A 22,947-nucleotide genomic window follows, 5' to 3' on the forward strand; every position below is an offset into this window, starting at 1 on the left:
CCGGGGCGGTACCGACCCCCCGGGGCAACGGGTACGGTGTCGCCCCGGTAGCCTTGCCCGCGTGACCCTGCGCCTCTTCGACACCGCGACCCGGACGGTGCGTGACTTCGTCCCGCTCGTTCCCGGCGAGGTCGGCGTGTACCTGTGCGGCGCCACGGTGCAGTCGGCGCCGCACATCGGGCACCTGCGGTCCGCGGTCGCGTTCGACGTGCTGGTCCGCTGGCTGCGCCGCTCGGGCAACCGCGTCACGCTGATCCGCAACGTCACCGACATCGACGACAAGATCCTGGCCAGGGCCGCCGAGGCGGGCGAGCCGTGGTGGGCCTGGGCGATGCTCAACGAGCGCGCGTTCACCGCCGCGTACGACGCCCTCGGCGTGCTGCCGCCCAGCTACGAGCCGCGCGCCACCGGCCACGTGCCCGCGATGATCGAGCTGATGACCCGCCTCGTCGAGAAGGGCCACGCCTACAGCACGAGCCCCGGCGACGTGTGGTTCGACGTCCGCAGCCACGACGAGTACGGCAGCCTGACCAACCAGCGCATCGAGGACATGATCCCGGCGCCGGACGGCACGGTCGACGACGACGCCAAGCACGACCCCCGCGACTTCGCCCTCTGGAAGGCCGCCAAGCCGGGGGAGCCCGAGACGGCCGCCTGGGACACCCCGTTCGGGCGCGGCCGGCCGGGCTGGCACCTGGAGTGCTCGGCGATGGCGCAGCGGTACCTCGGCGACACGTTCGACATCCACGGCGGTGGCCTGGACCTGCGGTTCCCGCACCACGAGAACGAGCAGGCGCAGTCGCGCGCCGCCGGCTACGGGTTCGCGCAGTACTGGCTGCACAACGGCTGGGTGACGCAGGGCGGCGCCAAGATGAGCAAGTCGCTCGGCAACGGCCTGCTGGTCACCGCGGTGCTGGCCAAGGAGCGCGCCTGCGTGGTGCGTTACGCCATGACCGCCGTGCAGTACAGCTCGATGCTCGAGTGGACCGACGACACGCTGCGCGAGGCCGAGGCCACCTGGGACCGGCTCGCCGGGTTCGTCGACCGCGCGACCGAGAAGGTCGGCGAGGTGCACGACATCGAGGTGGCGACCGTGGCGCTGCCGGACGAGTTCGTCGCGGCGATGGACGACGACCTCAACGTGCCCGCCGCGCTCGCGGTCGTGCACGAGCACCTGCGCACCGGCAACAGCGCGCTCGCGGCCGGGGACACCGCCCTGGCCCGGGAGTCGATGGTCGTGCTGCGCGCGATGCTCGACGTGCTCGGGCTCGACCCGGCCGGTTCGCACTGGCGGTCCACCCGCGGCGACGAGCGGTACGTCCACGCGCTGGAGTCGGTGGTCGCCGCCGAGGCTCGAGGCCCGCGCGCAGGCCCGGGCCGTCCGCGACTTCGCCACGTCCGACGCGATCAGGGACCGCCTCGCCGCGGCCGGCATCGTCGTCGAGGACTCGTCCACCGGGGCGCGCTGGTCGCTGGCCGCGCGCTCGGAAGCGGAGGGCTGACGCGGCGCGTCCGGCGCGCTCGATCAGTCCTCCACACACGCAGCAAACAAAGGAACACAGCATGGCAGGCAACTCCTCCCGCCGCGGGGCCACCCGCAAGGCCGGGTCCAAGAAGGTCGCGGCCGCAGGCACCGGCGGCAAGAACCGCCGCGCGCTCGAGGGTCGTGGCCCGACGCCCAAGGCGGAGGACCGCGAGTACCACCCGGCGCACAAGGCCAAGATCGCGGCCGAGCGGCGTGCGGTCGCGGGCACGCGTGGGACGTCCGGGCGGCAGGCCGCGGGCGCGTCCCGCAGCGCGGCCGGGTCGAAGGGCGGCCGCAAGAGCTCGACCCACGAGATCGTGTCCGGCCGCAACAGCGTGGTCGAGGCCCTGCGCGCGGGCATCCCGGTGTCCACGGTCTACATCGCCTCGCGTCTCGAGGCCGACGACCGCACACGCGAGATCATCGCCGCGGCCGGCAACTCGAACTACCCGCTGCTCGAGGTCAGCCGCTCCGAGCTGGACCGGCTCACCGACGGCTCCGTCCACCAGGGCGTCGCCATCCAGGTCCCGCCGTACGAGTACGTCGACGACGACGACCTGCTCGACGCTGCCGCGGAGTCCGAGCGGGCCGCGCTGATCGTGGCCCTCGACGGGGTCACCGACCCGCGCAACCTCGGTGCGGTCCTGCGCTCCGCCGGTGCGTTCGGCGCGCACGGTGTCCTGGTGCCCGAGCGGCGTGCGGCCGGGGTCACGGCCTCGGCCTGGAAGGTGTCCGCGGGCGCAGCGGCGCGCGTGCCGGTCGCCCGCGTGACCAACCTGGTGCGAACCCTGCAGGGCCTCAAGCAGGCCGGCGTCTTCGTGGTCGGCCTCGACGGCGGCGGCGACACCACGATCACCGAGCTGCCCTACGCCACCGACCCGCTGGTGCTCGTCGTCGGCTCCGAGGGCAAGGGTCTGTCGCGGCTGGTGCGCGAGCAGTGCGACGCCATCGCGTCCATCCCGATCACGTCCTCGGTCGAGTCGCTGAACGCCGGCGTCGCCGCGGGCATCGCCCTGTACGAGGTGGCCCGCCAGCGCGCGATCTGACGCCCGCCCCGCCAGCGGCGCGCCGGCGGCCGCCGAGGTCGTGACTCGGCGACGACGTCGTCAGTTGCAGCTGACAGCTCGTCGGCGACCCACGATCTCGGAGGCGCGAGCCGTGCCCTGCTGGGCGCGGAGGACCGCCACGGGCGCCCGACGATCAGCCGGTTCAGCCGAGGAGGGGGTCCTCGACGCGGGGGATCACGCCCGTCTCCGGGATCTCGCCCGTCTGCACGCCGAGGATCGAGTGCTCGTCGGGACGGTTCGGGAGGATGTCCTTGAGGTAGGACTTCACGGCCTTCTTCATCGAGACGTCGTGGCCCGCCTGCTCGGACAGGTACCAGCGGTGATCGAGCAGCTCGTGATAGATCTGCGCGGGCTCGAGCTTGCCGCGCAGGTCGCGCGGGACGGCGCGGACGGCGGGCTCGAAGATCTCGGTGAGCCAGTCGTGCGCGACGAACGACTCGTCCTCGCGCTGCCGGTCGGTGGCCGCGCGGTACTCGTCGAGGTCGTTGAGCAGGCGGCGAGCCTGGTTCTCCTGCACGTCCAGACCCGTCAGGCGCATCAGCCGGCGGGAGTGGTGGCCGGCGTCGACGACCTTCGGCTGGATGACCACGCGGGTGCCGTCCACGTCGGTGGTGATGTCGAGCTTCGCCCACGTCGAAGCCCAGGTCGTTGAGCCGGTCGATGCGTGCCTGGACGCGCCAGCGGTCCCCGTACCCGAACGTCTCGGGCTCCGTCAGCGCGCGCCACAGCTCGCCGTACCGCTCGGCGAGGGCGTCCCCGATCGCGACGGCGTCGACGTCCTCCTCGAGGAACTCGCCGGCCTGCAGGTCCATGAGTCCGCCGATGATGTTCACGCGGGCGATCTCGAGGTCGTAGCCGCGCTGGCCGTCGCTGAGCCGGTCGTGCAGGTCGCCCGTCTCGGCGTCGACCAGGTACGCGGCGAAGCTTCCCCGCGTCACGTCGGAAGAGCGTGTTGGACAGCGACACGTCGCCCCAGTAGAAACCGACCAGGTGGAGCCGCACCAGCAGCACGGCCAGCGCGTCGATGAGTCGGGTGGCCGTGTCGGGCTGCAGGACCTGGCTGAACAGCGCGCGGTACGGCAGGGAGAACGAGAGGTGCTGGGTGATCAGGCAGGCCTCGAGGCGCTCGCCGGACGCGTCCGACCGGCCGGTGATGACGCCCATCGGCTCGACGCCCGGGACGTCCAGCCGACGCGCTGGCGCAGCAGCTCGTACTCGCGGTACGCGACGGTCTCGCCGATCTCCTTGACCGCGATGACGCGGCCGGAGAGCTTGACGAACCGCACGATGTGCCGCGAGATGCCGCGGGGGAGTGCGGCCAGGGTGGACGCGGGCCAGTCCTCGAGCGGGACGTCCCAGGGGAGGTCGAGCAGCGCCGGGTCCGGCGAGGCCGCGGTGATCTGCAGCGCGTTCATGACGACCATCCTCCCAGCAGGTGCCAACAGCGAAGGGACGGCCCCGGCGCGAGCCGGGACCGCCCCTCGGCGATCGAGATGTCAGACGGCGATGCGCTCGCCCGAGCCGGCGTGGAACAGGTGGGTCTCGCCTGCGCGCATCCGGATGTAGATCGTCTCGCCCTTGGCGGGCACCTGACGCGGGTCGACGCGCACGATGACCTGTGCGTCGCCGGCGCCGGACGTGATGTCCGCCGCGTGCCCGAACTCGTTGGTCAGCGAGCCGTAGACGAACGCGTCGGAGCCGAGCTCCTCGACGATGTTCACGACGACCGGGATGCCGTCCGGCGTGCCGGTGGGCACGACGTCGAGCGACTCGGGGCGGAAGCCGACCGTGATGTGGTTCTTGTCGTCCTCGGTGAGCTGGCCGATGGCGTCGCGGGGGATCGCCACGCGGGCGCGGCCCAGGTTGGCGCTGCCGTCGAGCACCGGGAACGTGCCGATGTTCATGGCCGGCGAGCCGATGAAGCCGGCGACGAACACGTTTGCCGGGGTGTCGTACATGTCGCGCGGGGTGCCGACCTGCTGCAGGAGGCCGTCCTTGAGGACCGCGATGCGGTCGCCCATGGTCAGGGCCTCGGTCTGGTCGTGCGTGACGTAGACGGTGGTGACACCGAGTCGACGCTGCAGCGACGCGATCTGCGTACGGGTCTGGACGCGGAGCTTGGCGTCGAGGTTCGACAGCGGCTCGTCCATGAGGAACACCTGGGGCGAGCGCACGATGGCGCGACCCATGGCGACACGCTGACGCTGGCCACCGGAGAGGGCCTTCGGCTTGCGGTCGAGGTACTGCGACAGGTCGAGGATCTTGGCAGCCTCCTCGACGCGCTGGCGGATCTCCGCCTTCGGGGTGCCGGCGATCTTGAGCGCGAAGCCCATGTTGTCCGCCACCGTCATGTGCGGGTACAGCGCGTAGTTCTGGAACACCATCGCGATGTCGCGGTCCTTCGGCTGGACGTCCGTGACGTCGCGGTCGCCGATGAGGATGCGGCCGGCGTTGACGTCCTCGAGGCCCGCGAGCATGCGGAGCGACGTGGACTTGCCACAGCCGGAGGGGCCGACGAGGACGAGGAACTCGCCGTCCTCGATGTGCAGGTCGAGCGCGTCGACCGCTGGGCGTTCGGTGCCCGGGTAGACCCGGGTGGCCTTGTCGAAAGTGACCGTTGCCATGACTGATCAATCCCTTCACCGGCAGGTACGTGCCGGACGATCCGTTGTGAAGAGTGTCAAAGGTGTCTTCGATGACACGGGCCGAACGCAGGGTTTACGTCGGTGGCCCGCGGTCATCTTGCCACACCACGGCGGAACCTCCACATTTGCGCGTGACGTGCACCACACGTGCGGGTGGCAGGCGCACGACCTTCACCCCAGCGCGCCCCCGGATCCGTCGCGGAACGTGAGGAGGAGCCGGCCGCCGTGCTCCTGGGCGCCGTCGAGGCCGCCGACCCCCTCGTCCGACCTCTTGCCGAGCAGCGACGCGGCGTCCGCGCGGACTGCCGTCCGACCGTCGGCGAGGTCGAGCGCCTGCAGCTGGAGGTCGTCGGTGAGGACGACGATGTGCAGCGGGTCCGCGCCCAGGTAGACCGGCCGGGCACCGACCTGGGTGCGCCAGCGCAGGGCGCCCGTGCGTGCGTCCCGGGAGACCACGGACGAGGAACCCGTGGCGACGACCGCGCCGTCGAGCACGAGCACCGGCCCGGTGCTGCCGTCGGCCCGCCACAGCGCGACCGGTGCTGGCGTCGTCGGCGACGATGGTGGTGCCGCCGGCACCCGTCCGCAGCAGGACGACGCCGTGCGCCGTGCCGTCGTCGACGGACAGCTGCACCTGGGTGCCGTCCACGGTGACGTGCGTGCCCTGGTCGGTGACCAGCTCGCCCGCGGGGTCCGTGAGGCTCTGGAACGGCGTCCAGACGAGCGTCCCGGCACGGCCGAGAGCGGTCGTGCCGTCCACGCCGACCGACACCGAGGCGCGCGTCGCGCCGGAGGGCGACCAGACCCACGCGTGCCCGTCGCCCGCCAGCAGGACGCGCTGCGGGTCGGCGCTCAGGGTGGCGGCCGGGTCGATCGTCGTGACCCCGACGCGCACCGGGCCGCTGACCGGCACGGTGGGGGTGCGCGTGTGCCAGACCGCCGCGCCGGTGCTCGGGTCTGTCACCGTCACGTCCCAGTGGGTGCGCGCCCGGTCGTCGGCGACCGGGGTGGCGATCACGAGGTGGCCGGCGCTGACGGTCCACAGCGTGCCCGCGGGCAGGATCTGACGGGCCAGCACGGCGCCGTTCGTCGGGTCCAGGACCATCAGGGGCGTGCCGACGACCTGCCCCGGACCGGCCAGGTCGGCGCCGCACACCGCTCGGGCGTGCGGCGCCGCCGCGGCCGTGGCGCACCGCACCCACACCGACGGGAAGGTGCCCCGGTCCGCGGGGGGCAGGGCGTCGTCGATGGGGAACGGGGTCGTCCAGCGCACCGCGCCGGTGTCCGGGTCCGTGCCGCGCAGATCGACGACGCCCCGGCCGTACCGCGTGCCGATCGTCCAGCGGCCCGCGGTGTCGTCGGCGACCACCGTCACGGGGTCCGTGGGCGCCCAGCGCCACAGGGCCGCCACGTGCGCGGGGACGGGCTGCAGGATCCCCGGCACCCGGGCCAGGTAGGCCAGGCGCTGGCGTTCGCGGGCGTCGACCATGCGCTGGGCGCCGACGAGCACGAGCACCGCGAGCACGGCGACGACCACCAGCCAGGCCGCGTGCCGACGCATCCAGTCCCGCACGGCGTCGGCAGTGTCGGTCGACCTGACCGGTTCGGAGTCCTCGAGGACGAGGATCTGCCGATGACCGGCGCTGCGCAGGCTCTCGCTCATGGCGCGACCATCAGCCCAGGACGGCGACCGAGCCGTCGTTCATCCAGACGAACATCCGCGGTTCACGCCCGCTCGGCTGGAAGCCCTGGGCGGTCTGCGTCGGGCTGCCCTGGGTCACCGCGTCGCGCAGGTCCGCGGACCACGCGTGCGAGCCGTCCGCCAGCGAGTAGGCGTCGAGCGAGATGCCCCGGCCCGGCACCAGCAGGTACCGGCCGTCGGTGGACATCTCCCGGAACTGGTGGTCGAGCTTCGCGATCCAGCGCACTCGGCCCGTGCGGGCGTCGACGGCGCTGATCCCGTCCAGTGTCGCGATGTAGACGACGCCGTGGAGCAGCAGCGCCGTGTTGACGGTGTCGTCGTCGTGCCAGAGGGTCTTCCCCGTCGCGACGTCGCGGCCGCTGAGCCCGTAGACCCCGGTCGGCCCGTCGCCGGCCGTCAGCACCACGTCGGGCGCGGAACCGTCGTCGACGGCGAGCCACGCGGCGGTCTGGTCGATCGGGGCGCTCGTCCCGTCGGCCAGGATCAGCTCCCCGAGTAGGTGCCGCTCGCCGTGTAGGCGCTGAGCACGTACGCGCCCGCCCGCGCGCCCTGGATCCACGACCCGGGCCCGAGCGGGACCGCACGCACGAGCCTGCCGCCGTCGTCGAGGATCCAGGCGCCCGTGTCGACGCTGAGCACCACGTGGTCGTCACCGGACGTCGTCATGCTCGCGCCCCCGGACGCGTCGGCCCCGGCCGGGCCGTCCTCGCGGCCGAGGACGTCGACCGCCGGCGTCGTGTAGGACCACAGGCTCGTGCCGTCGAGCGCGTCGGTGGCCGCGACGTTCCAGCGGACCGAGCTCGCGTCGGCGCGCGCGGGGGCGCCGGCGGCGTCGACCCGCGAGGCGACGACGACGGCGTCGCGCGTGAAGGTGACCCCGGACGTCCCGGTGACCGTGCGCGTCGACAGCACGTCCCCGTCCGTCGGGTCGAGCACCCAGATCGTCTGGTCGGGCAGGCCGACGATGTTCTCGCCGAACTGCTGCGACAGGCACCCGGCGACCGGGCGGTCGCCGTGCGGGATCTGCGTGCAGATGACGGCCGAGGTGGGCAACCGCCCGTCCGGTTGCGGATGTGCCGTCGGCAGCGTGACCGCTGTGCTCCACCGGGTCGCGCCGGTGTCCGGGTCGAGCGCGAGCACGCGGACGCCGTCCGTGCCCGACACACCGCCGACCAGCAGCCCGTCCACCTCGGCGCCGTACTGAAGCACGGGTCCGAGCTCGGCCGGCGCACGCCAGATGACACCGATGTCCGGGCCGGCCGGCGCGACGACGCCGGGGACCTCGGCCAGCGCCTCGATCCGGCTGCGCTCGCGGGCGTCGAGCACGGCCTGGGTGCCGACGAGCCCCGCGACCACCAGAAGAGCGGTCGGGACGAGCCAGAAGGCGTGCCGGCGGGGCCACGGACGGGGGGTGTCCGGCGCGGCCCTCCCGTCGGGCGCCGGCGGGACCGGGACGTCGACCTCGTCGACGACTCGACCTCGCGCATCCGGCCGGTCATGGGGCGGACGGTACGCCTCGGTCCTGTCGGGGGCCAGCGCCCGCAGCCGGGGGTCAGCCCAGGACGGCGACCGCGCCGTCGTCCATCCACACGTAGAGCCGGGGGTCGGCGATGCCCGCCTGGAAGCCCTGGATGTAGACGGGGCTGCGGTCCCCGGCGACCTCGGACCGCAGCTCCTTGGTCCAGCCGAGCCGACCGTCCGACAGCTTGTAGGCCCGCAACGACGTGGCCAGGGCGGGCACGAGCAGGTATCGCCCGTCCGTGGAGAGCTGCTGCGGCTGGAAGTCCAGCGTGGTCGACCACCGGGTGCGGCCGGTCGTCGCGTCGACCGCCTCGATCGACTGGTCGGCGACGAGGTAGAGCACCCCGTGCAGCAGCAGGCCCGCCGACACCGGCTCTCCGCGGTGCCACAGCACCTTCCCGGTGGTCGCGTCACGTCCGCTCAGCCCCGCGGACCCCGAGGGCTGGCTGCCGACCGTGAACACGACGCCCGGTGCCGAGCCGTCGTCGACCGAGAGCCCGCCCGCGATCTCGTCGGTCGGGACGGAGGTGCCGTCGGGCAGCAGGAGCGCGTCGGTGTAGACGCCGGTCGACGTGTAGGAGCTTCTCCGCGAGCACACCGCTGCGTACGCCCTGGACCCACGTGCCTGGTTGGAGCGGGACGTCGCGTTCCAGGGTCCCGCCCGCGCCAAGGATCCACGCGTGGCCGTCGACGCCGAGGATGATCCGGTCGCCGATCGGCTGGAGCGACGCGTTCGCTGCGCCCGAGCTGTCCACCTGCACGGGGGCGTCGAGCACCGGCGTCGTGTACGTCCAGAGGGTCGCGCCCGAGACCAGGTCGGTCGCGGTGGCCCGCCAACGCACCGAGCCGGCGTCGCTCGGGGCCGGCTCGTCGCTGTCGGGGGCGATGCTGTGGGTGACGACCAACGCGTCGTCGGTGAACGCGACGGCCGCACCGCCCGGCACGACGGAGTGGTCCAGGACCGCACCGTCGGACGGGTCGACCACCCACGTGGCGGAGTCCGGGGTCGCGACCAGGCCATCCCCGTACTGCTGGGCTTCGCAGGCTGCGAGCACGCGGCCGGCATGCGTGACCGACATGCACCCCACCGACGGTGAGGCCGGGCCGCCACCCGGGGTCACGTCCGCCGCCGGCAGCTGCACGGGGGTGGTCCACCGCACGGCGCCGGTGTCGGTGTCGATGGCGACGAGGTCGACCGTGGCGGCGGCCGTCCCCGTCCCTGAGACCTTGCCACCGACGACGGCACCGTCGATCGACGCGCCCGTCTGCAGCACGCGCCCCAGTGCGGGGTCGGCGCGCCAGATCACCCCGATGTCGGGGCCGGTGGGCGGGACCACGCCGGGGATCGCCGCGAGCGCCTCGAGCCGCGCGCGCTCGCGGGCGTCGACCACCAGCTGGGTCCCGACCAGGGCCAGGACCGCGAGCGCCGCGATGGGCGCGAGCCGACGGACGTTGCGCCGGATCCACGAGGGCCCGCCGCCGTCGGCCGGCGCCCCGTCGTCCGCTGCACCCGGGCGCGTGGGCTCAGGCTCGTCGACGCCTTCGACGAGCTCGACCTCGTGCATCCGGTCGCTCATGAGGCGGACGGTACGCCTCGGTGTGATCGGGAGCCAGCAGACCTCAGAAGGCGTCGGCGAGGGTCCCGAGCGCCGCGACCAGCTCCTGAGGGGAGGCCACCCGGAACCGGGCCACGGTGGTCCCGTCGCCCACCTTGATCGTCACGTCACGGGGGCCGAGGGCGTCGAAGGCGTGCTCGTCGGTGACGTCGTCGCCGGCGTACAGGACCACGGCCGCGCCCAGCTCGTCGCGGAGCGCCGCCAGCGCCTCGCCCTTGCTGGCCTCGAGCACCGAGATCTCCACGACGTCCTTGCCGTGCAGCACGCCGGAGCCCAGCTGCTCGCCGAGGGCTATCGCCTCCTGCTCGGCCGGCGCCGCGACCGCCTCCTCCGCCAGCCGGGTGTGCAGGACGACGGCGGTCGGCTTGGTCTCCACCCAGACGCCGTCGCGACCGCGCGCGATCCGCAGCGCCTGCGAGCCCAGGGTCGCCAGACGGTCGGCCTGCTCGTCGGAGAGCTGGACCACGTCCCGGTCCAGCCCGAACGTCATGACCCGCGCCCTCTCGGCGCCGTGGCTGCCGATCAGGAACGTGCCGGTGGGCACCTCGGCGAGCGTGTGCAGGTCGTTCATGGACCGCCCGGAGACCAGTGCGAGCGAGACGCCGTCGGTGCCCGCCAGCCGGGCGAGCGCGTCGACGCCGGCGGGAAGGATCCGGGACTTCTGCGGGTCGTCCTGCAACGGGGCGAGCGTGCCGTCGAAGTCGAGCGCGACGAGCACGGGGCGGCGGGTCGTGTCGCGGGCCAGCGCCGCGATCTCCTCGTCCAGCGAGAGCGGGCTCACGACGGACCCCCGATCGGCACCGCGTTCAGGGCCGCGAGGAAGTCCTGCGACCACGCCACGACGTCGTGCCCGAGCACGCGTCGTCGCAGGCTGCGCATCCGCTTGCGCGAATCGCGCGCGTCCATGTGCACCGCGTAGGTGATGGCGTCCTTCATCCCGTCGATGTCGTGCGGGTTGACCAGCACGGCACCGTTCAGCTCGTCGGCGGCGCCGGTGAACTCCGACAGGACCAGGGCGCCGCGGTCGTCCGACCGGGCGGCCACGTACTCCTTGGCGACGAGGTTCATGCCGTCGCGCAGGGCGGTGACCAGCATGACGTCGGCGGCGAGGTAGAGGGCGGCCATCTCCTCCATGGGGAACGACTGGTGCAGGTACTGGACCGGCGCGTGGCCCACCTGGCCGTAGTCGCCGTTGATCCGCCCGACCAGCAGCTCCACGTCGTCGCGCAGCTGCTGGTAGGCGCCGACGTTCTCCCGGCTCGGGCTGGCCACCTGGACGAGCGTGGTGCTGTGGGGGGACAGCCGCTCCTCGCTGAGCAGCTCGCCGTAGGCCTTGATGCGGTGCCGGATTCCCTTGGTGTAGTCGAGCCGGTCGACGCCGAGAAGCAGGAACTCCGGGTCCCCCAGCTCGCGGCGGATCTGCCGCGCCCGTTCCTGGACCTCGTCGGTGCGGGCGAGGTCGTCGAACGCGTGCGAGTCGATCGAGATGGGGAACGCCGCCGCGCGCACGTGCCGGTCGACGTGCCCGTCGGCGTCGGTGATCGTGACGACCTGGCCGCGCGTGGTGAGGTCGGTGAACCGACGGACCACGCGCACGAAGTTCGCGGCGTCGCCGTTGCGCTGGAAGCCGACCAGGTCGGCGCCGAGCAGTCCCTCGACCACCTGCTTGCGCCAGGGCAGCTGCGCGAAGATCTCCAGCGGCGGGAACGGGATGTGGTGGAAGTAGCCGATCCGCACGTCCGGGCGCAGCTCGCGCAGCATCTTGGGGACGGCTGCAGCTGGTAGTCGTGCACCCAGATGGTCGCGCCGTGCGCGGCCTGGTCGGCGGCGGCCTGCGCGAAGCGTCGGTTGACCCGCTGGTACGCGTCCCACCACTGCCGGTGGAACGCGGGCCGCGCGATGACGTCGTGGTAGAGCGGCCAGAGCGTGTCGTTGGAGAACCCCTCGTAGAACTGCTCGAGGTCGTCCTCGGTGAGCGTGACCGGGATGAGCTCGGTGCCGTCCACGTCGAACGGGTCGAGCTCGAGGTCGGGTGCGCCGCCCCAGCCGACCCAGGCGCCCGACGTGCTCGCCATCACGGGCGCGAGCGCCGTCACCAGCCCCCCGGGCGAGCGCGTCCACGTGGGTTCGCCGGAGTCGTCGAGCGAGACGTCCACCGGGAGCCGGTTGGCGACGACGACGAAGTCGTAGCCGGGCGCGTCGGAAGGCACGTGATCAACTCCTCGGGATGTCGACCGACCTTATCGGGCGGTCCGCGCCACTGCGCGCCGCCATGCCCACGCGCCGCCGCCTCTGTACCGTGCACGGATGGAGCGGATCGGGCTGACACCGGGGTCGGAGATCGGCGGATACACCGTCGTCGCACCGCTCGGCGAGGGCGGCATGGGGACCGTCTACCGGGCCGTCGACGGCGCCGGCGACCCGGTGGCGCTCAAGCTGCTGCGCACGGACATCGGCACCGACGCCGCCGCCCGGACCCGGCTGCGCCGCGAGGTCAGCGCCCTGCAGAAGCTGAGGCACCCCGCCGTCGCCGCGATCCTCGACGCGGAGGCGGACTCGACCGAGGCGTTCATCGTCACCGAGCTCATCCGGGGCGACAACCTCGAGGAGCACGTCCGCGAGCGCGGGCCGTTGGACGCCGCCGACCTGCTGGACCTGGCGGAGGGGCTGCGGGACGCCCTCGAGGCCGTGCACGGCGCGGGCGTGGTCCACCGCGACCTCAAGCCGTCGAACGTGCTGGTGACCGATGCCGGTCCGGTGCTCATCGACTTCGGCATCGCCCAGGCCGCCGACGAGACCCGGGTGACGTCTGCGGGGCTGGTCCTCGGCACCCCCGGGTACCTGGCACCCGAGCTCCTCGAGGGCGACGAGCCGAGCGCCACCTCCGACTTCTGGGGCTGGGCCGCCGTGCTGGCATTCGCCGTCACCGGTCGTCCCCCCTTCGGCACGCGCCCGCTCGAGGCGGTCCTGGCCCGCGCGCGCTCCGGCGACGTCGACCTGGACGGCGTCGGCCCGCTGACCGCGTCCGCGTTGCGTCGGGCCCTCGCGCCGGCTGTCGAGGAGCGGACAAGCCCCGCGGACGTCGTCGCGGCCCTCACGCTCGTGGTCGCCGAGGGTGAGCCCGTGGACATCGAGCCGTTCGGTGTCGACGACGAGGCGACGACCGCCTTCGGCCCGCGGGACGTCGTCGGGACCACCGCGCTGGGCGTCGAGCCGGCGACGGTGGCCGTCGGCGCGCTCGGTGCCGTCGGTGCTGCCGGTTCCGTGGTCTCCGCCGCGCCACCCGTGAACGACGGGTTCACGCGCCCGCTCGACGCCTCGGCCGGGTCCGTCGACGAGGAGCCCGACCTCGACGAGGACGAGGACGGCGACGAGGACGGCGTCGACTGGATCGAGGAGGACCTCGACGCGTCCGAGGGCGGGGGCCCCGAGGGATCGGGCTACGTGCGCCCGCCCGCTCGGCGCCGCTGGGGCACGCTGCTCGCGTTCGCGGTCCTGACCGGCTCCGCCGGCGCCATCTATCCCGGCGTGACGCTCATCGCGTTCCTGGCGATCGTCATCGCGATCCGGACGATCGGTTCGAGCGTCGAGTCGATGCACGCGCACCGCGAGCGCGTCGGGGTCCGTCGCTCGGACCACGCCCGCGCCGTGGCGACCGGACCCTGGCACCTCGTGCGCTCGCTGCTCGGGCTCGTCCCGTCGCTGCTCGTCGCCGCCAGCGTCGTGGTGATCCTGCTGGGCGTCTCGTGGTGGCTCATCGGCGAGGGCCACTGGACGATCGGCGGGTCCCCGTCCGGTCAGGAGCCGCAGGGCCTGACCGCCTCCCTGCTCGTCGCGGCCATCCTCATGATCGGCGTGTGCATCGTCTGGTGGGGGCCGCTGTCCCGGATGACCCGGGTCGGGGCTCGTCGCGTCCTGGCGGTCGTCGCCCCGGGCCGCAGGGGCGCGCTCGTCGCGATCGTCGTGCTGCTCGGTGCGTCTGCGATCTTCGTCACCATGATCCTCACGGGCACCGACATCACGTGGGCCCCGCTGCCCGAGCCCACGCTGCCCTGACCCCGTCGCGCCCGGCCGCGCTGTCGTCGGACCAGTCTCGCCATGCGAAACCGCTCTGGCGCGTCGCTCGTCCCACACCTTTGGGTGGGGCCCTGACCGGGGGCCTGGCGGACGGAGCACGGGTGACGCAGGACGAGGGGCCGGACCGTGTGCGGGACGCGCACAGCGATCCGCAGATCGACGAAGGACGTCGCAGCAACGGCGACCTGGTCCGGTTCGACCACCGCACCGGGACGCTCGGCGTGTACCGCGCCGACGTGATCATCGCGTGGTTCCGACCCGACGAGGGCTACGAGCTGTACCTGCGCGAGGTGGCCAAGTGATCGCACCGGCCGGCCCGTTCGACGCCGCGTTCACCGGCTTCGTGCGTGGCCGCGGGCTGTGGCGCGACGACACCGCCGGCGCGGTCCTGGAGCGGTGGTCGAGCTTCGTCGAGGAGTGCGAGCACGGGTACCGCGACGACGAGTTCGCCTACGCCAACGAGGCGATGTCGCGCACGACGCTCGAGGCCGCTCTCCGGGAGCCGACGTTGGCCGAATTCCCCGAGACGGCGGTCCTGCGCCGCCGGGTCGCCGACCTCGACGCCCGGTTCCGACCGCTGCTGGTCGAGCACGCGCACCGCGGGATCGACGTCGACGAGTGGTGGCTGCGGGGCATCGTCCGGTACGCCGGGCACCGGCTGGCGCGGGACTGGAAGCGGTCGTTCGGCTTCGACGTCGAGGTGGTCCGCCACCCGCGTGCCTGACGCCCCTCAGGTGCTACCCCTACGCTGTCGGGCATGACGGCGCGAGGACGGGTGATCCGCACGCTCTCGCGCGCCCGCCGCCCGGCCCTGCCGCTGGCCGCCCTGGGTGTCCTGGCGGTCCTGACGCTCGTCACCGCCGCGGTCGCGGCTCAGGGGCGGGTGGTCCTGCACGACTGCGTGAGCACCGGCGGCGCGTTCGGGGCCCTCGGCCTGCACCTCGCCGTGCTGCAGGACGTCGCGGACTGCCCGGCCGGCTCCTACGGGCTCGGCGGCGTCTCGCGCGGGGCCGTCCTGCTGCTCAGCGTCGCGCTCCCGGTGCTCGTCGGCTACCTCCTCGCCACGGCCTGCGGCGTCGGCCTCTCCGCCGTGGTCGTGCGGGCCGCGCGGCAGGCTCGCGCGCTGCTGCGGGCCGTCCTGCCGTCGCTCGCCGCTGCCGTCGCACCGGTCCCGGTGCGGCCGGGCGCGTCGATCGTCGTCGCGCGGCCGTCCGTGCCGCGCGCCCGGGTGCTGGTCGGGAGCATCGACCGCCGCGGTCCGCCGCTCGTCGCCGCCTGACCCCAGACCCGCCCGACCCCTTCCCACAGCTACCGGAGTCCACCATGCCCACGAACGAACCACGTCCCACCAAGGCGGTGCGGCGCGACGAGGCGCGCGCCAAGGCCGCACAGATGCGCAAGGAGCAGGAGCGCAAGGCCAGGCGCAACCGCATCATCGGCATCACCGTGCTGGTCGTCGCCGTCCTCGCGCTCGCCTTCATGGTCTGGAAGATCGTCAGCAACCAGAACCAGAACGCGGCCAACAACTCCGAGGTCGTCTACGGCGGCAGCTCCTCGAACGTGATCCCGCCCGCGATCGCCGACGTCAAGGCACCGGCCCCCGCACAGGCCAACGGAGGCATCCCGGTCAGTGGCGAGGGCGCCGCCGCCGTCGGCAAGGTGGGCGACGGCGACGTCGTGCTCACCATCTACTTCGACTTCATGTGCCCGATCTGCGGCAACTTCGAGCAGATCAACGGCGACGACGTCGCGTCGATCCTCGCGGCCGGTGGCACGACCATCGAGTACCACCCGATCTCGTTCCTCGACTCCAGGTCGGCCGGCACCAACTACTCCACCCGCGCCGCCAACGCGGCTGCGATCGTGGCCGACCAGTCCCCGGAGCACTTCGCCGCGTTCGTCAGCGACATGTACAAGAACCAGCCCGCCGAGGGGTCCTCGGGTCGCACGGACGCCGAGATCGCCAAGATCGCGACCGACCTGGGCGTCCCGACCAAGGTGGCCGACACCTTCACCGACACCGTCAACGGGACCTACCAGACCGGCAGCGCCGCCAACGCGGTCTCGCACGACGGCACGTGGCGCACCATGGCGCCCTGGGTGGCGGCCGGCACCAACCAGATGCAGACCGACATCGGCCAGGTCTCCACGCCCACGATCCTGATCAACGGCAAGGCGTTCACCAACTGGCAGACGCCGGGTGCGCTGCTGGCCGCCGTCAACGCCGCCAAGGGCTGATCCGGCGATTGCACGGGCGCGCCTCCCTCGCGGGGGCGCGCCCGTGCATCTCGTATCCTTGGACCTCGCCCGCCTCCTTAGCTCAGTCGGCCAGAGCACCTGTCTTGTAAACAGGGGGTCATCGGTTCGAATCCGATAGGGGGCTCCACAGCTCAGGTCAGGCCCTGCCCCGCGTCAGCAGCGCGACGAGGGCGTCCAGCTGGTCGCGGTACTGCGGCGCCCGCGGGTAGTCGTAGTGCGTCGCCACGGAGAACAGGTACGTGGTCAGGTCCTCCTCCGCCGCGGCCCGGTCGACGGGCGAGCCGACGTAGTCGTCGACGGGGAAGCCGATGTAGTCGGATCGGCGCCACAGGTTGCGCCACCGGACCTCGGTGCTGCCGCCGCCCGTCAGGGAGTCGACGACGGTCAGCCCCGGCGGTCGCGGTGTCGGCGGGGCGAGCGTCCACGGGTCCGCGGCCCACGGGCGCGGTGCCAACGAGGCGTGCGTCCCGAGCACCGCCGGGCCGAGCAGCTCGGGGAAGAACCGGCCGAAGTAGGTGCGCAGCTGGGTGCCGTACGTCAGCAGCCCGATCCGCGGGTCGGTGGGACCCGTCCCGTCCCGGGCGTCCCAGCGCGCGAACATCGCGCCGACGGCCAGGACCGCTCCGATGCTGTGCGCGGACAGGACGACCGCCCGCGGCGGCAGGGCGGCGCGGTCCTCCTCGGGCACGTCGAGACCGCCCAGCCAGTCGTCGATGCGGGAGCGCAGCTCCGGGACGGCACGTTCGGCGTAGCACGGCGGGGCGAACGGGTGTGCCGCCCGGGGCAGGAAGCACATGAGGTCCCAGAGCAGCCCCCAGGGCCGGCTCAGCGACTTCTTCGACCCGGCGAGCACGACGCTGGTGAACAGCAGCCCGGCCGCGAGGCAGACGGCCTGCCCCGACCAGGTGGTCATGAACGTCCAGACCGGCCCGCCGTTCTCGTCGAGCACGGTGCGGAGCCCGCGCAGGGACAGCGACGCGGCGATCGCGACGAAGAAGATGGTGGCGAGCGTGCCGGCCACCCGCTCCGCCCGGTGCGCCACCGCGGCGTTGTGCCGGGCCGGCTGCACGGCGGGGTCGGCCGACGTCGACCCGCCCGGAACATCCGGCAGCGGGATGCCGCGCAGGGCTGCTGCGCGCAGCAGCATGACGACGACGTAAAGGGCGAGCACGACCAGACCGAGCACGCTGACCACCGCGAAGTCCCGGTAGGCGGTCGCGGGGGCCAGGTGCACCGCGTGGGTCAACGAGACCTGGACCGGCCGCCGCAGCGTGTCGGCGGCGTCGAGCGAGGCCTGCACGTCCTTGTCCAGGGCGACGTTCTCCGGTGCGCCCGGTCGCTCGAGCCAGGCCGTCACCCCCGCGACCGTCGCGGCGCTCAGCACCATCGCCGCCCCTGCGGCCATGCTGAGGAACACGAACGGCGCGTGCCCTCGCCAGCCGAGGAGCCGGCGGTCCGGTTGACGGGCGTTCGCGACGAGGGAGGCGACGGCCACGGCCACGCCGGCGACCACGGTGACACCCCAGAGCACGGGCGACAGGGTCGAGTGCCGCCACCACACGGCCGCGACGGACGCGGCGGCGGCGACCGCCGTCAGCGAGCCCCACAGCGCGGCCGGCAGATGACCCCGCAGCCCGAGTGCGCACACGCACAGCAGGAAGAGGACGGCGACGAGGACCGTCGGGACGGCGTCCAGCCCGATGAACGGCTCGGTGCCCGTGCTCGGCAGGCGGTCGGCCGGGAGGTCGGGCTGGACCGGCAGGGCGCCGGTGCCGGCGACGCACAGCTCGCAGACGGCGAACACGACGAGGGAGGCCAGGAGCGCGACGACGTCCGGCGTGCGGTTCACGGGCGGAGGCTCCTCGTGCGCGGTGCCGGGCGCGAGGTCGGCGGGGTCGATGCGGAGCATGGCCACACGCAGCGCGGCCGCGAGCAGCAGGGCACCGCCGAGGGCGACCAGCACCGCCCACCGCACGGAGCCGCCGCCGGCCTGCCAGGTGCTCGGTTCGAGGCAGCCGTGCGTGCCGAAGTCGGGACCGAACCAGCACGCCGGCGTGCCGTAGTAGAGGTAGTGCCAGGCCAGCACCACCGTGAGCAGGGCGAACGCGGCCGTCAGGTGGTTCAGCCACAGCGCACCCGACCGCTTGGCGTGCGCCCAGAACCCGTGTCGTGCCAGGACCGGCCAGCGGCCCTCGTTGGCCCGCTCGGTGTGGTCGCTCGTGCCGCCCGTGGCGCTCGTGATGGACCGGCGGCTCTCGTAGCGCACGTTCCCGGTGGACCCGACGGCGCCCAGCGCGAGGATCGCGAGCGCCGCGCACAGCGCCAAGACAGCGGTGCGTGGGCCGGCGTCCCAGCGTGCCCACGAGTCGAGGAACGAGGGGAGCGCGGCGCACACCTGGACGTGCGGCACGGGCGTGGCGACCACGGGCCCGTAGCACTGCGCGGCGAGCGTCCAGAGCGCCACGGTCGCAGCCGTGGCCACCCACAGGAGCGTGAGCACCAGCCCGAACAGGCGGACCAGGGCGCCGGCCGCCGACCCGCGCCGCGTCCCCAGCTTCTCGGTCAGGTCGACCGACCAGTACGCGACGTTGGCCAGGCCGAACGGGATGATGAGGACCCAGAGCGCCCGGATGACGCCCGCGAGCGTGCCGCTGACCGCGCCGAGACCGGGGACGGCGGAGAGCCGTGCCATCGCACCCCACGAGTACGCCTCCCGCCGCACGTTCGGCGGCACGCGGCGGTAGTCGTCGGCGGGGAGCTTCGCGCTGGCGGCCGCGGCGGCCTCCGTCGGCGCCCAGAAGCTGCCGAGGTCGTCGCCGTCCACCTGCTCGACCTGGCCGGCGGTCAGGCCGAGCGCCACCGCCGGCGAGGTGTTGGCGACGCCGTGGATGCGCAGCTCCAGGACGGAAGGCCCGTGGCTCGGTGGCGGCGCGGGCGCCGTACGGGTGAAGCGGGCGAGCAGTCCCATGACGGTCCCCACGTCGGCCGGCCCGGACGGTCCGTCTCGACGTTAGCGGCGCGCGGTCGGGGTGGGAACGTGCCGAACGGGCATTTCACCCCGGTCGTCATTCCGTGCGGAGATCCAGGCCCAGCGCCTCGACGATCACGACCGCCTGTTCCAGCGTGATGATCGCGCGGTCGAGATTGACCGTGGCCGGGTCGATCCCGGACAGCTGGCTGCCGCGAAGGTCGCAGCCCGACAGGTCCGACAGGTGCAGCCACGCCGCCGTGAGGTCGCAGTCGCGCAGGGTGCCTCCCGACGCGCGCAGGCCGGTGAGGTCGGCCTCGCGCAGGTTGACGCCCGTGAACGTGGCCGAGTGCACGTCGGCGCCCGGCAGACCGACGAACGACCAGTTGCCGCCCTCGACCGTGGTGATGTCGAACGTGCAGCCGTCGAACAGGGAGCCGACCATCTTGCAGCGCTCGAACCGGGCGTCGAAGAAGGTCGACCGCGCGAACGTGCAGTTGACGAACGCGGCGTCCGTGTGGACCGACGCGTTGAACTTCGCGTGCCGGAACGTGCACTCCTCGAACACGGCGCCCTGGCCGTGGGCCTCGGTGAGATCGAGGTCGACGAACTCGACCCGCGAGAACGTCGCACCGGTCAGGTCGCGGGCGTACCAGTCCTCACCGCGGACGGAGCTGGTGGTCAGGGGTGCCGGCTCGCCGCCCCGGCGTTCGGCCATCTGACGATCATGACCCATGCCCCCGACACGAGCGTCAGCTGGTGGGCCCGGTCTGCTCGAGCAGTCGCAGCGCGGCGCTCACCCGGGGGTTCCGCTTGGGATCGCTGTCGATGCCCAGCGTCGCGTACATCCCGTTGACGTGGTTCTGTACAGACTTCTCCGTGATGCCCAGCCGGTCGCCGATCCCGGCGTTCGACAGGCCCGCCGCCAGCAGCCGGAGCACCTCGTACTGCCGGTCGGTGAGCCGGGCGACGGCCGATCCGGCTCGCGGTGTCATGCGCGCAAGGAGTGCCGGGTCGAGCACGGTCTCGCCGACCGCCGCGGCCCGGACGGCGCCGACCAGCACCGCCTCGCTCGTCGAGGAGTTCTTGGACAGGTAGCCCCAGCCGGCGGCGACGTCCGGCGGCAGGTCGAGGAGCAGGTCCATCGCATCGTGTGCGGAGAGCAGCAGGATGCCGAGGTCGGGCATGCGGCGGCGCAGCGTGACGCCCAGCGCGATGCCGTTGCCGTCCGGGAGGTCGATGTCGAGGATCGCGACGTCGACGAGCCCCGGCCGGATCATCCGAGCCGCCTCGGTCGCCGTGCCGATCGCGACGACCACGTCGAGACCGAGCGTCGAGGACAGGGTGTGCTCGAGCATGGACCGGAAGAGCGGCTGGTCCTCGACGACGGCGACGCGGATCGGTTGGTGGCTGGGTGTGCTCATCGAGACCAGTATCGTCGGGAAACGGGTCCGACGGCTGCGCACGCGCCCCGCGGAACCGGATGAATCCGCGGGTGGCCGACCAGGCGTTCCGGCGTTCCCGACGAAGGAGCTCGATGACAACGATGTCGAACGACTCGGCAGCCGCCGTCGCCGCGCGCGTCGAGAGCGAACGACGGGACCGCACGGTCCTCCTGCGGGGCACCGCCGGCATCGCGCTCGGGTACGGCATCGGGGCGGCGCTCCAGGCCACCTACGTCTACTCCGTGTACGTCACCAACTGGACCGTCGTGCCCTTGTGGAGCCGGATCGCCGCGAACGTCGTCGCCGTCGCCGCCCTCGTCGGCACCCTCGCCCTGATCCGCGCTCACCGCGCGCGGAGCGTCGCCCGGATGGTGGGCGCGGTCCTCCTGGCGGCGGCCTCGGCCGCCGCGATCCGTTACGGCGCCCAGCTCGCGATCGGGATCTACCAGGATCCCGAGGGCGCGGTGCGCAACGCGGCTCTTCAGCGGCTTCCTGATGGGCACGATCTCCGGGCTGATCGGCATGTGGGCCATGGTCTCGAGGCGGGCGATGCGGGACCAGATCCGCGCGGCCACCCGCGATGCCGTGCACGTCGAGATCGCGATCAAGGCGCTCGAGCAAGAAGAGATCCGCGTGCGGCGCGCCGTTGCCGAGGGTCTTCACGGGACGTTGCAGGCGAAGCTCGTCGTGGCCGATGCGCAGCTCGAGCGGGTGCTCTCGCACGCCGAGGCGGCGGGCCTGGAGGAGGACTATGTCGCTTCGCTGGGGCAGGTGCGCGCCCTGCTCGGCGAGGCTCGCGAGGTCGACGTCCGGGAGATGAGCCGGCTGCTCTATCCCGACCGCCTCGAGCTCGGCCTGGTCCCGGCGGTGCGTGCGCTGCTCGGACGTATGCCGGCGAGCATCGCGACGCGCCTCGTCGTCAGCCCAGCGGTCCGGATCCTGGACGACCCCGCGACCGGCAGGCTGACGACGACCGAACGCCTCCTCGCCGCCCGGGTCGTGGAGGAGGGCGTGACGAACGCGCTCAAGCACGGCCCCGCCGCCACGATCTCGGTCTCGCTCGACGAGCTCGACGCCGTGCTCGTCGTGACGGTCGAGAACGACGGCGAGCTGTACGACCCGCAGGTCGCCGGCTCGGCCTCCGGCACGGCTCGCCTCGACCACCGCGTCTCGCTCGTCGGAGGCACCCTGACGTTGCACCCCGGGCCGGAGCGCGGAGCGCGCCTCGAGGCGCGGATCCCGCTTGGCGTGGGCTGACGCGTTCACCCGTTCGGCCCAGCGGAGTCCGGCAGGCGCATCGTCCTTACCCTGTCCGCTTCGCGTGCTCCCGTCGGGTCGGACCCGGTCTGTTCTGGGTGAAAGAAAGCGGCACTTCGGGCGGCCCGGGTGCTGCCACCCACGCTCCGGGCAGGGCCCTGCCGATAACTCCTAATGTCACGGACGGCCGTCCAGGTCGAACGTGAACGGGTGCCGACGTGGTGTCGGAGCCCGCGGCCCCGTCTCATTGGAGTGCATCATGACTTCCCCGATCCCCGGCGAGATCTCCGCCGACCAGCAGCAGGAGCGCAAGCGCAAGAAGCGCGGCGCCATCATCAAGTTCTCGCTCGCCGGCGCGGCCCTGCTGGGCATCGGCGCAGCGGCCACCTCGGCACAGTGGGCCGACGACGCGTGGTTCTCGGCCTCGGCCACCGCGGCGAGCGTCGACCTCCAGGGCAGCGCCGACGGCACCACGTGGCTCCCGGCCAACGACAACACGCACACCGTCGTCGTGGACGTGACGGGCGCGCAGCTCGGTGCGCTGAACCAGGGCGCGGCCGTCGACATCACGCTCTACCTGAAGAACAACGGCGCCCAGACGCTGACGATCACGGGTGGCACCCCGGCCGCGACGGGTCTGCTCTTCACCGCCATCACGACGCCGACCGACGGGCTCGACGGCGCTGCCCCGGTTGTGACCGTCACGGGGGCGCCGACGACGATCGCCGCCGGCGCCACGGCCACCGCCCACCTCAAGGTGACCACGTCCGCCACCTGGTCGAAGGACTTCCGGGCCAAGAGCGGCTCGATCCTCGTCGGGTTCACCGGCAAGTGACCGTCTCGTGGGCGCCGCCGCACGGCGGCG

The 22,947-nt window shown here is 73.1% G+C and carries 19 protein-coding genes, 1 tRNA gene and 3 pseudogenes; 11 read left to right on the plus strand and 12 right to left on the minus strand.

Annotation, left to right across the window (positions count from 1 at the left end; translation table 11 throughout):
* The first annotated feature begins 61 nt into the window (after window positions 1-61).
* Window positions 62-1,502: pseudogene (cysS, locus tag AC38ZX_RS02495) on the plus strand (cysteine--tRNA ligase).
* 61 nt (window positions 1,503-1,563) lie between these two features.
* Entirely contained in the window at window positions 1,564-2,571 is a 1,008-nt protein-coding gene (gene rlmB / locus AC38ZX_RS02500) for a 23S rRNA (guanosine(2251)-2'-O)-methyltransferase RlmB (RefSeq protein ID WP_426594303.1), read from the plus strand.
* A 163-nt stretch (window positions 2,572-2,734) separates the two neighbouring features.
* Here the strand turns inward: rlmB and AC38ZX_RS02505 are convergent.
* The 3 genes and pseudogenes from AC38ZX_RS02505 to AC38ZX_RS02515 all read right to left on the minus strand — a co-directional run bounded on the left by AC38ZX_RS02505 (window position 2,735) and on the right by AC38ZX_RS02515 (window position 5,972).
* Window positions 2,735-4,007, minus strand: a pseudogene (locus AC38ZX_RS02505) (DUF4032 domain-containing protein).
* An 81-nt stretch (window positions 4,008-4,088) separates the two neighbouring features.
* Window positions 4,089-5,216 carry an ABC transporter ATP-binding protein gene (locus AC38ZX_RS02510; protein WP_426594305.1) on the minus strand — a complete coding sequence of 376 codons (1,128 nt, stop codon included), beginning with the start codon at window positions 5,214-5,216 and terminating at the stop codon, window positions 4,089-4,091.
* A 192-nt stretch (window positions 5,217-5,408) separates the two neighbouring features.
* On the minus strand, window positions 5,409-5,972 hold the full coding sequence (locus AC38ZX_RS02515) for an outer membrane protein assembly factor BamB family protein (RefSeq protein ID WP_491296225.1): 564 nt from the start codon (window positions 5,970-5,972) through the stop codon (window positions 5,409-5,411).
* A gap of 14 nt (window positions 5,973-5,986) precedes the next feature.
* Here AC38ZX_RS02515 and AC38ZX_RS02520 point away from each other — a divergent pair, with 14 nt between their 5' ends.
* Window positions 5,987-6,304: a hypothetical protein gene (locus tag AC38ZX_RS02520; protein ID WP_491296227.1), complete on the plus strand. Its 318-nt coding sequence runs from the start codon at window positions 5,987-5,989 to the stop codon at window positions 6,302-6,304.
* A 606-nt stretch (window positions 6,305-6,910) separates the two neighbouring features.
* Here the strand turns inward: AC38ZX_RS02520 and AC38ZX_RS02525 are convergent.
* The 6 genes and pseudogenes from AC38ZX_RS02525 to AC38ZX_RS02550 form a co-directional block, all read right to left on the minus strand.
* Window positions 6,911-7,498, minus strand: coding sequence for an outer membrane protein assembly factor BamB family protein (locus tag AC38ZX_RS02525; protein ID WP_491296228.1), 588 nt, complete (start codon window positions 7,496-7,498; stop codon window positions 6,911-6,913).
* The gene (locus AC38ZX_RS02530; RefSeq protein WP_491296229.1) at window positions 7,423-8,295 is read right to left on the minus strand and encodes a hypothetical protein; all 873 of its coding nucleotides are present in this window, start codon (window positions 8,293-8,295) and stop codon (window positions 7,423-7,425) included. The genes AC38ZX_RS02525 and AC38ZX_RS02530 overlap by 76 nt, the downstream gene beginning before the upstream one ends.
* 196 nt (window positions 8,296-8,491) lie before the next feature.
* Window positions 8,492-8,923, minus strand: a complete 432-nt coding sequence (locus AC38ZX_RS02535) for an outer membrane protein assembly factor BamB family protein (RefSeq protein WP_491296230.1) — start codon at window positions 8,921-8,923, stop codon at window positions 8,492-8,494.
* Window positions 8,871-10,037 (minus strand): hypothetical protein, encoded by a 1,167-nt coding sequence (locus tag AC38ZX_RS02540; protein WP_491296231.1) that lies wholly within the window; start codon window positions 10,035-10,037, stop codon window positions 8,871-8,873. The genes AC38ZX_RS02535 and AC38ZX_RS02540 overlap by 53 nt, the downstream gene beginning before the upstream one ends.
* Before the next feature lie 43 nt (window positions 10,038-10,080).
* Window positions 10,081-10,857 carry a trehalose-phosphatase gene (gene otsB / locus AC38ZX_RS02545; RefSeq protein ID WP_426594309.1) on the minus strand — a complete coding sequence of 259 codons (777 nt, stop codon included), beginning with the start codon at window positions 10,855-10,857 and terminating at the stop codon, window positions 10,081-10,083.
* Window positions 10,854-12,286 (minus strand): annotated as a pseudogene (locus tag AC38ZX_RS02550) (alpha,alpha-trehalose-phosphate synthase (UDP-forming)). Before AC38ZX_RS02550 ends, otsB begins: the two are co-directional and overlap by 4 nt.
* A gap of 97 nt (window positions 12,287-12,383) precedes the next feature.
* Between AC38ZX_RS02550 and AC38ZX_RS02555 the strand changes: the two are divergent.
* The 6 genes from AC38ZX_RS02555 to AC38ZX_RS02580 all read left to right on the plus strand — a co-directional run bounded on the left by AC38ZX_RS02555 (window position 12,384) and on the right by AC38ZX_RS02580 (window position 16,539).
* Complete coding sequence (locus AC38ZX_RS02555; protein ID WP_491296232.1) at window positions 12,384-14,132, plus strand: serine/threonine-protein kinase; 1,749 nt, start codon at window positions 12,384-12,386, stop codon at window positions 14,130-14,132.
* Between the two features lie 122 nt (window positions 14,133-14,254).
* Entirely contained in the window at window positions 14,255-14,455 is a 201-nt protein-coding gene (locus AC38ZX_RS02560) for a hypothetical protein (RefSeq protein ID WP_491296233.1), read from the plus strand.
* The gene (locus tag AC38ZX_RS02565; RefSeq protein ID WP_491296234.1) at window positions 14,452-14,877 is read left to right on the plus strand and encodes a hypothetical protein; all 426 of its coding nucleotides are present in this window, start codon (window positions 14,452-14,454) and stop codon (window positions 14,875-14,877) included. The genes AC38ZX_RS02560 and AC38ZX_RS02565 overlap by 4 nt, the downstream gene beginning before the upstream one ends.
* 33 nt (window positions 14,878-14,910) lie before the next feature.
* Window positions 14,911-15,432 carry a hypothetical protein gene (locus tag AC38ZX_RS02570; protein WP_426594314.1) on the plus strand — a complete coding sequence of 174 codons (522 nt, stop codon included), beginning with the start codon at window positions 14,911-14,913 and terminating at the stop codon, window positions 15,430-15,432.
* A 44-nt stretch (window positions 15,433-15,476) separates the two neighbouring features.
* The gene (locus AC38ZX_RS02575) at window positions 15,477-16,391 is read left to right on the plus strand and encodes a DsbA family protein (RefSeq protein ID WP_491296235.1); all 915 of its coding nucleotides are present in this window, start codon (window positions 15,477-15,479) and stop codon (window positions 16,389-16,391) included.
* Window positions 16,392-16,462: 71 nt separating this feature from the next.
* Window positions 16,463-16,539: transfer RNA gene (locus tag AC38ZX_RS02580), tRNA-Thr, on the plus strand.
* Between the two features lie 9 nt (window positions 16,540-16,548).
* Here the strand turns inward: AC38ZX_RS02580 and AC38ZX_RS02585 are convergent.
* The 3 genes from AC38ZX_RS02585 to AC38ZX_RS02595 all read right to left on the minus strand — a co-directional run bounded on the left by AC38ZX_RS02585 (window position 16,549) and on the right by AC38ZX_RS02595 (window position 20,804).
* Window positions 16,549-19,380: a hypothetical protein gene (locus tag AC38ZX_RS02585; RefSeq protein WP_491296236.1), complete on the minus strand. Its 2,832-nt coding sequence runs from the start codon at window positions 19,378-19,380 to the stop codon at window positions 16,549-16,551.
* Window positions 19,381-19,477: 97 nt separating this feature from the next.
* Complete coding sequence (locus tag AC38ZX_RS02590; RefSeq protein ID WP_426594317.1) at window positions 19,478-20,098, minus strand: pentapeptide repeat-containing protein; 621 nt, start codon at window positions 20,096-20,098, stop codon at window positions 19,478-19,480.
* 34 nt (window positions 20,099-20,132) lie between these two features.
* A complete protein-coding gene (locus tag AC38ZX_RS02595; RefSeq protein WP_426594318.1) occupies window positions 20,133-20,804 on the minus strand; it encodes a response regulator in 672 nt (223 codons plus the stop codon).
* Between the two features lie 516 nt (window positions 20,805-21,320).
* On the opposite strand from AC38ZX_RS02595, the gene AC38ZX_RS02600 reads away from it, so the two are divergent.
* Window positions 21,321-22,082: a sensor histidine kinase gene (locus AC38ZX_RS02600; protein ID WP_491296237.1), complete on the plus strand. Its 762-nt coding sequence runs from the start codon at window positions 21,321-21,323 to the stop codon at window positions 22,080-22,082.
* 259 nt (window positions 22,083-22,341) lie between these two features.
* Entirely contained in the window at window positions 22,342-22,917 is a 576-nt protein-coding gene (locus tag AC38ZX_RS02605; protein ID WP_426594320.1) for a hypothetical protein, read from the plus strand.
* Window positions 22,918-22,947: the final 30 nt, after the last annotated feature.

This window comes from Cellulomonas sp. McL0606 (assembly GCF_058248365.1).

Excerpts from the sequence above, each read along its gene's own strand:
- AC38ZX_RS02540 (WP_491296231.1), bottom strand. The coding sequence starts at position 10,037 with ATGAGCGACCGGATGCACGAGGTCGAGCTCGTCGAAGGCGTCGACGAG.
- AC38ZX_RS02555 (WP_491296232.1), top strand. The coding sequence starts at position 12,384 with ATGGAGCGGATCGGGCTGACACCGGGGTCGGAGATCGGCGGATACACC.
- AC38ZX_RS02510 (WP_426594305.1), bottom strand. The coding sequence starts at position 5,216 with ATGGCAACGGTCACTTTCGACAAGGCCACCCGGGTCTACCCGGGCACC.
- rlmB (WP_426594303.1), top strand. The coding sequence starts at position 1,564 with ATGGCAGGCAACTCCTCCCGCCGCGGGGCCACCCGCAAGGCCGGGTCC.
- AC38ZX_RS02575 (WP_491296235.1), top strand. The coding sequence starts at position 15,477 with ATGCCCACGAACGAACCACGTCCCACCAAGGCGGTGCGGCGCGACGAG.
- AC38ZX_RS02600 (WP_491296237.1), top strand. The coding sequence starts at position 21,321 with ATGGGCACGATCTCCGGGCTGATCGGCATGTGGGCCATGGTCTCGAGG.
- AC38ZX_RS02605 (WP_426594320.1), top strand. The coding sequence starts at position 22,342 with ATGACTTCCCCGATCCCCGGCGAGATCTCCGCCGACCAGCAGCAGGAG.
- AC38ZX_RS02595 (WP_426594318.1), bottom strand. The coding sequence starts at position 20,804 with ATGAGCACACCCAGCCACCAACCGATCCGCGTCGCCGTCGTCGAGGAC.
- AC38ZX_RS02585 (WP_491296236.1), bottom strand. The coding sequence starts at position 19,380 with ATGGGACTGCTCGCCCGCTTCACCCGTACGGCGCCCGCGCCGCCACCG.
- AC38ZX_RS02590 (WP_426594317.1), bottom strand. The coding sequence starts at position 20,098 with ATGGCCGAACGCCGGGGCGGCGAGCCGGCACCCCTGACCACCAGCTCC.
- AC38ZX_RS02570 (WP_426594314.1), top strand. The coding sequence starts at position 14,911 with ATGACGGCGCGAGGACGGGTGATCCGCACGCTCTCGCGCGCCCGCCGC.